Source organism: Solibacillus sp. FSL R5-0449 (assembly GCF_037975215.1).
GTDB lineage: Bacteria > Bacillota > Bacilli > Bacillales_A > Planococcaceae > Solibacillus.
The window spans coordinates 630509-643960 of record NZ_CP150239.1 but is presented as its reverse complement, the minus strand read 5'-3'; the positions used below and the strand labels follow the sequence as shown (position 1 = coordinate 643960).

The window sequence follows — 13452 nt, the reverse complement described above, 5'->3', positions numbered from 1 at the left end:
TCCAATTTTTCTCTTTACCTCATATTTAATACGTTTCAAAAATTTAATCCTCGCTACATAGACATAAAAAGCCATCTCAAACTTTAGAGATAGCTTCACATTCTTCTATATTAGTACTCCCTCGGCTGTCGCTCCCCTAACAACGACTTTTCACAGGGGCAGCTTTCAGTATGCTAGCACGGTGACAACTTAGAGTTCAGCTAATCCAAAATCTTCTCTACGTTCATTGCTCTTCCTATTGTAAGTTACAAATATAAATATTGGTCCTGGTAAGGCTTGTTTATCTTTCTGATAATTGCATGAGCAACAATTGCTTTACTACAATCTGGTAAGCAGTTGATCCGCTAATGGATATCAGTTTAAACCGCAAGTTAGGTCCTGAAGATTTTTCGAAGTGGAATACCATATTTTTCCCACCAAACTTAACTAAAAGTCACACTTCTCTCTCGCTTAACCTAGACTATTCCTCATAATTTACATACTTTTTACACTTAATTTGCGATAAGGTTTATAATAAAATTATATTTTCTAATACACTGTTAATATATGTGTTATTTACTCTAAATAAGGGTAATAAGAATATGTTAATAAAAATATTGAGGTGAATTTATGTTCGAGTACAAGTTTTGGCATCATCTTTCAAACCCATCGCAACTCATACATAATATTGAACGTAGCGAAGATCAAAGACTTATAGGGTATCGGAAAGTTTTGCTGGCTATTTTTGGTTTTACACTACTGTTTTTTATCGTCCGTAACTTCTGGGGGATGAATACAACGGATTTAACTGCATTGCTTGTAAATGGTGAAGGGGATTTATATAGTTTCGCCAGACTGATGTCATTAATCGGCGCGATTCTAGCAGGAATTTTATTTTTTATCATTCATTATTATGTCATTACATATTTAATTCATTTACTGACAAATATCGATTATGGCTGGATTCGAAAAATACAGCTATATGTGATCTTTTTCATTGTTCTTGAAAAACTGGTGACGGTAATAATTTTTGCAATAGCAGGATACTCTACACAGTTCACGATGTTTTCATTGGCACCTATGATGGCGTACGTCTATTATCATGAATATTTATTGTTCTTCCTGAATCAACTGACAGTCGCATCAATCATTGCGGTATGGATTCAATACATATTTTTATCGAATTGGACAGATCGCCCGAAAGCGTTGCTGTTTAAGTTAATTCTTATTCAAATCGTATTGGCATCGCTTGTTGCGTTATATAGCATTCTTCCTGTTTTAACTTGGATCGAAGGGTGGCTTGGTCTGTAATGCGTATGACGAAAAAAGTAAAAATTTTTAGTGCTGTTGCCTTAGTTTTTGTTTTAGTGAATGGTTATTTACTATTAAAAGACAACGATATTATTATGAAAAACTACTATATTAATAATGTGCAGTTTGCCGTAGCGGATTATCATGAAAAAATATTGGAAACCGATGCAGTGGTGGCAGCGAAGCAGGAGCATTTCATCGCAGCCCCTGTACAATCGATAAGCGAAGTTCTTGTTACACAAGGACAGAGTGTCAGCGTCTTAACAGAGCTGGCCATTTATAAACCTGAAGAGGCTGAACGTGAAATTACACGTCTTGAGACGGACCGTGATGCTTATGAAAACGAGCTATCGGAATTGGAAAGAATCGTTTCGGAATTACAGTACGAAAGCAGTAATTCCTCACCGAGTACTGCAACCGATTCAACAACGCTTGGCGACAACGAAAACTGGAACATTAATTTAACACTGGAGCTTGGTATTGAACAAAACACGCCAACAGCTGAAGGTATTGCCATTATTCAACGTTCCATTGCGGAAACAGAGCGTCAAATCAGTATTTTGGACAGTATGATATCTCAGTTAAATAACAATAATTCTTTAACTACACCGGTGGATGGAATCGTTAAAGATATTGTTCTTGAAGGCGATTCGATTATTTTCCAAATCCAATCACTTGAAAAGAAATTCGTTGCCTATGTGGAACATGAAGACTGGAAGGAAATCGAAATCGGTCAAAAGGCTTCTGTTCTATTGAATGAAGGCAAAGAAGACGAACTGGTCATTGATGGAGATGTACTGGAAAAACAGCAAATTCCAGCACGTGATTCCATTGCGTTCAATGAAATGAAAAAGAACGATAAAGTAAAGCCAGACGATACGGTTTATGAAGTTAGTATCGAACCAATTGATCAATTAACGGAAACACCGATTGGTATACTTGCAGATGCGTCAATTACGACGTTTGAAGCAAATGACAGCTTCCAAGTAAATGAAGATTGGCTTGTAAAATATGAACAGGACAATTCTGTAAACCTTATTTATACAGTCGGAGAAGATGGGAAAACTAGATTAGAACCTGTTGACCTACTGTTCAAGCATAAAGCTGAAATACAGCAAGAAGAGTTCATGTACGGCGAACCGATTGAGGAAACTATTGAAGAGGAAGTACTTGAAGATACTGTAGTTACTGAACCGCGCATCCAAACTGTTGAGCTGGAAGATTCCAAAAAAGAGGATGCTGCTAAGAAGGACGAGGGTTTAGAGGATACGGCAGTATTTACAGCTCCAATCGCACCACAGCAAATATTCATTGACGGTGACGAAAAAAATCTGTTCGCCCCTACATTCCGACCATACCCATTACGTACGTTCGAATGGACTTATGTTGATGCGACATGGAAAGATGCTCTATGGTATTTAATTAAATAAAATATAAAACGGCGGGAACATACTCTACTTTCCTGCCGTTTTATTATATATACATACTCCGTGTTTTAGTGCTTTTCTATTCGGGTAAAGACAAAAAAATAATAGTTACGGAAAATAGAATTATCTATAAAGGAGTCGTGATGAATGAAAAAAAGAATAACGAAAAGTTTCATAGCTTCTACTTTGTTTGCTTCCGCATTGTTTGTGGCGGGCGATGACGCCTTTGCAAAAAAGACTTTTTATGATGTTGAAAACAGCAGCAACTCCCATACAGAAGCCATCCAATATTTAAATAGCTTAAATGTTTATGATTATAAATCCGGCAATCAATTTAATTTCAGCAAACCTGTATCACGCGCAGAGGCATCGAAAATTCTCCAGAAAGTTCTTTCAAGCGATTCGGCCCTTGCCATTCCAAAAGAACGTTCTTACAACGGGAAGTTTAAAGATGTAACGGATTCGACTCCTTTTGCACAAGAAATTACTTGGGCCTATGAATCAGGTATTTTTGATGGAGATGAATACGGCAACTTCAATCCGGATCAGCCAGTAAAACGCTCACATCTATCAAAAATTTTAGTAGAAAGCCTGAAATTAAACGGCGGTACAATAGTTAACTTTAAAGACGTCTCAAAATCGAGCTGGTACTATGACTATGTAAATATTTTAGCAAGCCATGGTATTACGACCGGCAATGAAAACAATCAGTTTTTACCGAATAACAATGTGACAAGCGCACAAATGGCCACATTCCTGTATCGGGCACTCAGTTATAAAACGACAGGTGAAGTAATCAGCGAGCCAACTCCTCCACCTGCCGAAAAACCGGATGCAGGTGCAGCAACATACAATAGTGAATATGACTTTGCATGGAAACAAACAGGCAAAAATCTGGACTTTGAATTAGAAGGTGTCGACAACGATAAGATAGTTGCACGATACATGACTAAACAAGGGAAAAGTTTCTTCGCTGCACAAGAACTTCAAATCGGTAAAAATACGGCAAGTGATGTAAAGGCGAAATACGGTACAAAAAATGCAAATGTGCGTCGCGGTAATGTAATCTACAATACGCCTTCTTCCAACGAATATAATTTCTATTTAATAGATGACTATTATGTAACATTCTTCTATGATATTCATAAAAAGAATGCTATTCGCTCAATCCTTTATGTCCATAAAGACTATGAAATAAATAAAGATGGCTATTACGGCGATATATCGAATACGCAAAAGCATTCCGAACAGTTGATGGTTGAGCTGATGAATCAGGCACGTGCTGCAGAAGGTGTTGCTCCGCTTACACATTCACCGCAATGGGCAGCAATTGCACGTAACCATAGTAAAGATATGATCGATAACAACTATTTCTCTCATACTGGTCTTACTGGTACAACACCATATGACCGCATGATCAGCGGTGGGATGAGTAAATCCGACCTTAGTACTTGGGGAGAAAATATTTCGTACGGTCACTACAATGTGATTTATGCACATGAAGGCTTTATGAACAGTAAAGGACACCGGGACAATTTATTACAGCCTGCCTATAAAAACGCCATTGTAGGCTTGGAGTACAGCAGCAAAAAGAGTCCTTACTTTACGATTAATTTCTATTAAACTAATAAATCCAGTCCCCTATTCTTGATGAACAAGGGACTGGATACTTTTTTATATGCTTTTCTATAAATTAATAACTAATTATAAACCAAGGCTGTTTTTCACTGTAATAAAGGAATCATCAACAATCGAAATAATTGTTTCCACTTCTTGTTTTGTAATGATGAACGGTGGAGCAAATGCCAGCGTATCCTGTTCTCCGTATACAATACTGCGTAGAATCAGTCCGCGTTTGAATGCTTCTTCCACAACCTTTGGAGAAACCCGGTCTTCATATCGTTCTTTTGTTTCTTTATTTTTCAATACTTCAATTGCGCCTAATAAACCGACCCCACGCACCTCTCCTAGCAAATCATGCTTCTCCTGTAACCAGTTTAAGCCTTTTTGCAATTCAGCACCCATGTTTTTAACATTCGTGATCAAATCTTCTTTTTCGATGATTTCCAGGTTCTTCAAAGCAATCGCACTGCATAAAGGATGTCCGCTGTACGTATATCCATGGTAAAAAATCCCTTGAGAATGTTCTTCCAGTTCATTTTTAATTTTATCGCTAATAACCATGCCGCCTAGTGGTGCATACCCGCTTGTCAGTCCTTTGGCAATACACATAATATCCGGAACAACTTCAAACAAGTCCATTCCAAATTTCTCTCCTGTTCTACCGAAAGCACAAATGACTTCATCAACGATAAATAAAATATTATTCTCGTCGCAGATTTTTCTTACTTCTTTAAAATAATTTTCCGGTGGTAAATTCACTCCACCCGAACCTTGTACAGGCTCAGAAATAAATGCGGCAATTGTTTCCGCACCCTCTTTTTCAATTAACTCTTTTAATGCATTAATTGAAGAATCTACATAAATGAAGTTAGGAGCTAAAGAAGTAGTGAAATCTCTGAACGCCGGTAACCCCGTAGCGCTTGTAGATCCCATTGCCACACCATGATAGGATTTATTTCTTGAAATTATTTTCGTTTTCTCAGGCTGACCTTTTATTTTCCAGTAATTGCGGACTGTTTTAAAAGCTGTATCGTTAGCTTCTGAACCACCTGAAGTAAAGAATGTTGTATTTAAATCACCAGGAGTCCACTCAGCCACTTTTTTCGCTAAACGGATTACTAAATCATGACTTTGAGCTGAAAAAATCGAGCTAAACCCTAGTTTTGCTAACTGATCAGAAGCTACCTGCCCCAGCTCGGAACGTCCGTGTCCAATATTTACATTCCATAGACACGATAAACTATCAATATATTTATTTCCATGAACATCCTTTAAATAAATGCCTTCTCCTTCTGTAAAGATGATACTCGGTCCGAATTTTTGATGTTGAGGAATAGAAGTATTTGGATGCAATACATGCTTTTTATCCCATTCAATTAATGTTTCTACAGATACTCTTTCTACTAAATTAGTTTCCATCTTGTTACCCCCCAGTTTTTATTGGATTTAAAATAATTATAGATTGTCGTTATTAAAAGAACATTCTAACTAATGTATGAAATATTTTCTTGATATTTAGACAGTATGTATACATTAAAAATTGAACCTGATACAGCATAAATTCTTCAGGAAAATAATATTGACTTCTTCATTATTTATAAGGTAAAGTTTCTAACCAATAAATTTATTAGGAGCTGATTTCCAGATGAAAAAAATAATTGCTTATAATCGTTTAGACAGTACTGTTTTAGAAAAGCTCTCTGCAATTTATGATGTGGAGTATTTTGAAAACATTGATCCTAAAAACAATACCGTTTTTCTCAATTCTCTTAAGCAGGCTGAAGGAATTATAGGACTCGATCTACCAGTGGATAAAGACTTGCTGGACAAGGCACCAAGTCTTAAAATAGTCTCGAATGTGTCAACTGGTTATAATAATTTAGATATCGGCGAAATGACGAAGAGAAATATACTTGCCACCAACACACCGGGAATTGTAGAAGATACGACTGCAGATTTAATAATGGGGATAATGATTTCCGCCGCCAGAAGAATATCAAAATTGGATCGATATATGAAAGAAGGTAAATGGACTAATGTCCTCCCTCCAAATATGTTTGGAGTAAATATCCACAAAAAAACTTTAGGGATAATCGGTATGGGGAAAATTGGGACCAAAATCGCAAAGAGGGCCCATCTTGGTTTTGATATGGACATACTTTATCATAACCGTTCTCGTAATTTCGAAATTGAAAATGAGTTTAATGCTAATTATTGTAGTATGGAATTCTTATTGGAGAATGCGGATTTTGTTTGCGTAATGACACCGTTATCCCCTGAAACATACCATTTAATCGGTGAAAAAGAATTTAAACTAATGAAAGAAACCTGTATTTTCATTAATGGCTCAAGAGGTCATGTGGTCGACGAAGAAGCTCTTATATTCGCACTGGAAAATAAAGAAATTTATGGCGCAGCGCTGGATGTTTTTCAAATGGAGCCAATTAATCCGGATAATCCGTTATTAAAATTGGATAATGTAGTGACTACTCCTCACATCGGTTCGTCAACTTATGAAACAGAATTAGAAATGTCAAAAACAGCTTACAGTAATTTGATTTCTGGTTTAACAGGAGAACGTCCGGCCAATCTAATTAATCCGGAAGCGTTTCCTAACTGGAACAGTGCCAAATAAAGCATTAAATTTATTCTGAATAATAGTGTATAAAATCAACAAATATCTTTCATACATTTTTCATATTGTTACCAGACCCTTCCACATATAAAATTTTTTTAATAGAGTTAAACGCTTAATTCTAAAGAAAATTATTATTCTGGAGGAGTGTTAGTATGATTATTGGTGTGCCTAAGGAATTAAAAAACAACGAAAACCGTGTTGCAATTACACCTGCTGGAGTTGATGGATTTATTAAAGCCGGCCATAAAGTCCTTATTGAAAAAGGGGCAGGATTAGGCAGCGGTTTTACTGATTTAGAGTATGTCAATGCTGGAGCTTCAATTCTGGATACTGCGGAAGAAGTATGGAAAGCGGATATGGTAATAAAAGTAAAAGAACCTCTTTCATCGGAGTATAAATATTTCCGTGAAAACCTTATTCTATTCACTTACCTTCACTTAGCTGCTGAGCCGGAACTTACAAAAGCTTTAGTGGAAGCAAGTGTAAGTGCCATTGCTTATGAAACAGTAAAAGTCAATAATGCTCTTCCATTATTAACGCCAATGAGTGAAGTAGCCGGTAAAATGTCTGTCCAAATTGGGGCGCATTGTCTTGAAAAATTAAATGAAGGTAAAGGAATTTTATTAGGCGGCGTTTCAGGCGTACAACGCAGTAAAGTGACTATTATCGGCGGGGGTATTGCCGGTACGAATGCTGCTAAAATCGCAGTTGGTATGGGCGCAGCTGTAACCATTATTGATTTAAGCGCAGACCGTCTACGTCAGCTGGAAGAAATTTTCGGAAGAGATGTCCAAACATTAATTTCAAACCCGTTTAATATCGCGAAAGCTGTAGAAGAAGCAGACTTAGTAATCGGTTCTGTATTAATTCCAGGTGCCAAGGCTCCGAAGCTTGTCACGGAAGAGATGATTAAATCAATGGTTCCAGGGTCTGTAGTTGTCGATATTGCGATTGATCAGGGAGGTTGTTTTGAAACATCCGAAAAGGTTACGACACACGACAACCCGACATTCGTAAAACATGGCGTGGTGCATTATACAGTTGCCAATATGCCAGGTGCTGTACCTCGTACATCAACAATAGCGTTAACGAATAATACTATTCCATATGCCTTACAAATTGCGAATAAAGGGTTATATAGAGCAATTGAAGAAAGTGCGGCTTTAAAATCCGGTACAAATGTATTTGCCGGACGTATCACACATGAAGCAATTGCAAGAGATTTGAATTATCAGTTCACATCCATTGATTCTTTACTTTCCAAACAACCAATTTAATACAATACAATAACTTTTATATGTAAAAGTTATTGGACATCGAGAGCTAGTTGTGACCTTACGACTAGCTCTTATACTATTCAGACAATAATATATTGATAAATGTTAAATTGACATTTTAATAAATTTTAAATATATTTGTTATAGGTAGTTTTTGTAAAATTTTAAATTATTCAATAATTTGAATTGAAAATGTACATTGGATTATTATCCAAACAATTAGGAGTGATCAAAACATTATTTAAAAATATATCTTGTACAGTCTAAATCCATCAGAAATTTTAAATAATATTCGATAAGGAGGCACTTCCTATGAGCATATATTTAGAAGAAATTATTAATTCCCCTGTTCTCCAACAAGCCAAAATCTTAAATGATCAATTAGTTCTTGAAAATATAAAGGTCAGCAGAGTATCGGTAATTGAAGGACCTGTTGAAAATTTTATAAAGGAAAACGAGTTTGTCTTAAGCTCCGGAATAGGCTGTCATGACAATACAGAGTCGCTTTTAAATTTCGCCAATGAAGTCTATCAATCAGGTGCTGCTGCATTAGCTTTTGCTACAGGAGGATTTTATCTAATAGACATCCCTAAAGAAATTATTGAATTTGCAAACAGTAAAAATTTCACTATAATCGAAATCCCATGGGAAATCAGGTTTGCAGATATTATTGAGGAAGTCAACAAAATGCTTCATAAATCCCAACAAAAAGAACTGTCTATCATCAAAGATTTCCAAAAACAACTTGTAGAAATGTTTATGAGCAAAAAACCTTATAAAGATATTATTGACTTTGTGGAATTAGAATTAAACCTCTCCTTATTAATTGTGGATAGGAACGGCAAGTACATATCAGGTTCCGCGGATTTCAATAAAATCCAGAGTAATTTCAAGCTTGAATTTTTCAATGATTTCACCTATCACGATTTTTATTCCAGTATCAATAAAGTGAAAATTGATACAGCAACTGCTTACTGTTCCACAATTAGCTCAAAAGACCAAATTCACGGGTACTTTTTCGTATTGGCCCCTAACTCCCTATCACTAACATCTGAACAATTAAACATTATGGAACAGACCATATTAATTTCAGCATTATGGTTTTCAAGCCAAAAAGAAGCGGAAGAACCGAAGTTTTTAAAGCAAAATGAGTATGTCATAAATCTCGCAAAACATAATAACTATAATCAGGTTTCAAAATTAGAAGCACAAGGCTACAATTTCGAACTGTCATATGAATGTATTGTAGGCTATTTAGAAGATTCTCTTTCATTTTTCCTGAAGAATAAAAATAATCTGGATACAAAAGAATCATGGCTCGTCTGGTTATCTTCCTACATTCAAAATGAATTGGATTTCATTTCAAAATCATATGGATATAAAACTATCTTCGCTTTTGATGAAGGAGAAATTTTAATCTTTCTCGAAGCACGTGAGTCATCATTAAACAGCCCAATCAATCAGATTCTGGATTTGATAGAAAGACGGCTGCATAGTGTTGCACCGGGAATCATTATTTCCTGGGGCATCGGAAAACATGAGCAAGGTAAGATGTGTTTTCATGAGAGCTACAAAAAAGCGAGCATCGCAGTAGATATCGGCAGAAAACAAAAAGGGAAAGGTATGCGTATTTATTATGAAGACACAAAAATAGATCGGCTTTTTATAGATCTCAATAATAACCCCGATATCCAGACCATCATTTCAGATACGATTTCTTCATTGGTAGAGTATGACGAAAGAAGAGGCATGGAATTATTACATACTTTTATTTCCTACAATGAGAATAGTCGAAATGTTAGTCAGACGGCACGGGCTCTTAACCTACATAGGCAATCATTATTATATCGCTTAAAAAAAATTGAGTCTTTGACAGGTCTTTTATTAAATGAATCTGAAGACTTGTTTTTACTCGAGCTAAGTGTACGAACTTGGTTAAAGCATACAAAGCAATAAAATTTTCTCATACAAAAATGCAGGCTTCTGTACACGATGTGTATAAGCCTGCATTTTAATTTTACAATATATAGTTCTATTATCATTTTAAATATCCCTGATTTCTCTAGAGAACCAATACCAATTTTTGAATTAGTTCTGTCTAAATCTCTTTAAGAAATTTTGAACCCTTTCATTACTTGAATGCTCCAAGACTTCTGAAGCTGTTCCTTGCTCCGCTATTACGCCTCGGTCCAAAAATAGAACTTTATCCGCAATATCCAATGCAAAGTCCATTTCATGCGTAACTAAAACCATTGCCATGTCCTCATTTTTCGCAATGTCTCTGATTACTTCCAAAACTTCTCCCACCAATTCCGGATCCAATGCTGAAGTAACTTCATCAAACAGCATAATCTTAGGCTTCATAACAAGTGCTCTGGCCATTGCAACACGTTGCTTTTGACCTCCTGAAAGCTGGCTTGGATAATGATCTAGCTTATTACCTAATCCAACTCTTTCCAACATTTCAATTGCCCGTTTTTTTACGACTTCTTTATTTTCCTTCTTTACTTGAACCGGGGCTATCGTACAGTTTTCCAAAATTGTCATATGGGGGAATAAGTTAAAATGTTGGAACACCATGCCTATATCACCTCTTATATTCCGGAGATGTCTTTCATTGGCTGGAATCATTTTATTATTCTTCTCCATTTCCCATAAGTTGTTTCCTTCAACTAATATAGTGCCCGAATTCGGCTGTTCTAAAGTCATTAATAGTCTGATCAGTGTCGTCTTACCTGATCCGCTAGGACCGATTATCGCTATTTTTTCTCCAGCATATATATCTAAATCGATGCCATTTAAAATCTGAACTTCCCCAAAAGATTTTTTGACATCCCGGTATTGTACAAGAGGAGATTTTTCAGCTACATTCTGTGCGCCAACAATATTCTCTTCTAATTTATACAACTTGATTGCTCCTCTCTGCTGAAAGATCCTTCAGTTTTTCATCTGAATTTTTCTTTTTATTTTTTACTGCAAATAAATCTTTATTATTAATTTTGGACTCAATTTTGTTTACCAATATCGAAGCAGGTACACTTAATACTAAGAAAATAATCCCTACAACTGTTAACGGTTCTAAGTATGCGAAATTTAATGCTCCAAAAGAATTAGCTAAAGATAAAATTCCTACAACACCAATAATTGCTGTTATCGGCACTTCTTTAAACATAATAATCAAATAGTTTCCTAGCATAGGAATTGTAGGCGGAATCGCTTGCGGAAATATAATTTTTATCCATTTATCCCTTTTACTGAAATTCAAAGCTGTGGCTGCTTCCCATTGCCCCTTATCAACACTTTCGATACCGGATCTGTAAATTTCCCCTATATAAGTGCTGTAGTGTATTCCCAGCCCTAAAACAGCACATACATAAGGGTTTAGCGTTACTCCAATTACAGGCACCATCGGCAGCGCATAGAATAAGAAGAATAATTGAACCAATGGAGGTGTCGAATAAATAAACATTCTGAGAAATTGAACAGGTTTTTTAATAAAATTTAATGGGATATAACTATTGATGACCCATACAAAACCAAATATTAACGCAACCAGAAAACAAGCTATAGTTAGTCCTATCGTAATCGGGATTCCTTTTACAATGTAAGGAATAGACTCAAGGAAAGTGTTCCAACTCCAGTTACCATTCATCAGTTAGCAACTCCTTTCTTCGCTAATACCTCAGTTTTTTTCGTAATATATATAATTGGTAATGCGATTACAAAATAGATAAGCAGAATGATCAAATAGATTAACGGTGATAGTGATAAATTAGTATTTCTCAAGATGTCACCATAGTATAAAATATCTCGTAAACCTATAAGCGATACGAGCGGAGTAGCTTTCATTATTTGAATCGTATAGCTTCCAAAGTCCGGAATCATCATTTTGATTGCCTGCGGTAAAATAATATATCTCATTTTTTTATACTTCGAAAAATTCAGTGCAGTTCCCGCCTCATCCTGTCCTTTATCAATCGCTAATATGGAAGTTCTCACAACCTCAGACATGTAAGCACCATAGTTTAATCCGATTGCAATGACTCCAGCCCACCAATTCGAACCTAACTGAATGCCAAGCAGCATCGGAATGGCATAATACAGCCAAAATAACTGGACGATAAGGGAAGTACCTCGGAAAAATTCAACAAATGCAGTTGTAACTCTAAAAACAGTTTTATTTTTGGAAAGCTTTGCAAAACCCGTTATAAACGCTACTAAATATGCAATCAGAACTGCAGCAATTAACACTGAAAGAGTTACACTGAGTCCCCTTAGGAGTTGTGGTAGTATTTCAAATATGGGGCCCATACCTAACCATTCCCTTCAAATTATGATGGATTACAAATTTGTTCTGTTGTTACGTCTTCTGCCATGTTACTAATCTCGCTAAATCCGTTATCTTCCAATATTTTTGCCACTGTTCCATTTTCCTTTAGTTCAGCTAGTTTTTCGTTATAAGCATCTCTTAAAGTTTCATCCGCAAGATTAAATACGCTTCCACCATAACTTGGGACACCTTCAACATCCGGTTGTTCAAATGTCTCCACAAATTCCAATTTATCATTATTCAATGATTTCCAAGCAAGCTTTACTGTCATTTCTGTTCCAGTTGTAGCATCTGCACGGCCAGATAATAAAGCGGAGAATGTTGCTGAAATATCCGGTACAATTAGAATCTGGCTCGGATCTACGCCTTCCTGCTGAAGGAACCCTATTTCTGTTGCCCCTTCCATTACAACTACCTTAACTTTCGGATTTGCTGCAATGTCTTTATAACTTTGCAAATTAAGTGGGTTTCCTTTGTTTACAATTAATCCTTCACCATATTTCATTTCCGGTTCACTAAATAGTACTTTTTCACATCTATCCGGTTTTATCGCCATACCAGCAGTTACTATATCGAACTGCTTAGCTTGAATACTTGGAATTAGTTGACTGAAGTCACTTAAACTAGCATCAAATTTTTCGATTCCTAACTCCTTAAATACAGCTTTTGCAATTTCAACGTTTGCCCCTTTAATTTCACCATTTTCTTCATAAGCATAAGGAATTTCATTTGCAAAACCTATTTTCACAACCCCTTTTTCCTGAAGTTGCGCCAACTTATCTCCTGAGCCCTCAGCCTCATTCCCACAGGCAGCTAAAAATAAAACCATTAATCCAACTAAAATATATTTAACATTTTTTATCATAA

General features: G+C 36.0%; 11 protein-coding genes. 6 read left to right on the top strand and 5 right to left on the bottom strand.

Features of this window, described 5'->3' with window-relative positions; genetic code table 11:
• The first annotated feature begins 609 nt into the window (after positions 1-609).
• The 3 genes from MKY27_RS03125 (at position 610) to MKY27_RS03115 (ending at position 4340) form a co-directional block, all read left to right on the top strand.
• Complete coding sequence (locus tag MKY27_RS03125) at positions 610-1290, top strand: amino acid transporter (RefSeq protein WP_339197638.1); 681 nt, start codon at positions 610-612, stop codon at positions 1288-1290.
• Positions 1290-2720, top strand: a complete 1431-nt coding sequence (locus tag MKY27_RS03120) for an HlyD family secretion protein (protein ID WP_339197636.1) — start codon at positions 1290-1292, stop codon at positions 2718-2720. The genes MKY27_RS03125 and MKY27_RS03120 overlap by 1 nt, the downstream gene beginning before the upstream one ends.
• Before the next feature lie 144 nt (positions 2721-2864).
• Entirely contained in the window at positions 2865-4340 is a 1476-nt protein-coding gene (locus MKY27_RS03115; protein WP_339197634.1) for an S-layer homology domain-containing protein, read from the top strand.
• 81 nt (positions 4341-4421) lie between these two features.
• Here MKY27_RS03115 and MKY27_RS03110 read toward each other — a convergent pair whose 3' ends face one another.
• Positions 4422-5759 carry an aspartate aminotransferase family protein gene (locus MKY27_RS03110; RefSeq protein WP_339197632.1) on the bottom strand — a complete coding sequence of 446 codons (1338 nt, stop codon included), beginning with the start codon at positions 5757-5759 and terminating at the stop codon, positions 4422-4424.
• A 226-nt stretch (positions 5760-5985) separates the two neighbouring features.
• Here MKY27_RS03110 and MKY27_RS03105 point away from each other — a divergent pair, with 226 nt between their 5' ends.
• From MKY27_RS03105 to MKY27_RS03095, 3 genes are all read left to right on the top strand, one after another.
• On the top strand, positions 5986-6975 hold the full coding sequence (locus MKY27_RS03105; protein ID WP_339197631.1) for a D-glycerate dehydrogenase: 990 nt from the start codon (positions 5986-5988) through the stop codon (positions 6973-6975).
• Between the two features lie 155 nt (positions 6976-7130).
• On the top strand, positions 7131-8255 hold the full coding sequence (gene ald, locus MKY27_RS03100; RefSeq protein WP_339197630.1) for an alanine dehydrogenase: 1125 nt from the start codon (positions 7131-7133) through the stop codon (positions 8253-8255).
• A gap of 312 nt (positions 8256-8567) precedes the next feature.
• A complete protein-coding gene (locus MKY27_RS03095; RefSeq protein ID WP_339197629.1) occupies positions 8568-10211 on the top strand; it encodes a PucR family transcriptional regulator ligand-binding domain-containing protein in 1644 nt (547 codons plus the stop codon).
• A 132-nt stretch (positions 10212-10343) separates the two neighbouring features.
• Here MKY27_RS03095 and ehuA read toward each other — a convergent pair whose 3' ends face one another.
• The 4 genes from ehuA to ehuB are packed head-to-tail and all read right to left on the bottom strand — an operon-like array spanning position 10344 to position 13450.
• Positions 10344-11162 carry an ectoine/hydroxyectoine ABC transporter ATP-binding protein EhuA gene (gene ehuA / locus MKY27_RS03090; protein ID WP_339197627.1) on the bottom strand — a complete coding sequence of 273 codons (819 nt, stop codon included), beginning with the start codon at positions 11160-11162 and terminating at the stop codon, positions 10344-10346.
• On the bottom strand, positions 11155-11907 hold the full coding sequence (ehuD, locus tag MKY27_RS03085; RefSeq protein WP_339197626.1) for an ectoine/hydroxyectoine ABC transporter permease subunit EhuD: 753 nt from the start codon (positions 11905-11907) through the stop codon (positions 11155-11157). Before ehuD ends, ehuA begins: the two co-directional genes overlap by 8 nt.
• Entirely contained in the window at positions 11907-12566 is a 660-nt protein-coding gene (locus MKY27_RS03080) for an amino acid ABC transporter permease (RefSeq protein WP_339197624.1), read from the bottom strand. The genes ehuD and MKY27_RS03080 overlap by 1 nt, the downstream gene beginning before the upstream one ends.
• Positions 12567-12586: 20 nt before the next feature.
• Positions 12587-13450: an ectoine/hydroxyectoine ABC transporter substrate-binding protein EhuB gene (ehuB, locus tag MKY27_RS03075; protein ID WP_339197622.1), complete on the bottom strand. Its 864-nt coding sequence runs from the start codon at positions 13448-13450 to the stop codon at positions 12587-12589.
• Between the last annotated feature and the right edge of the window lie 2 nt (positions 13451-13452).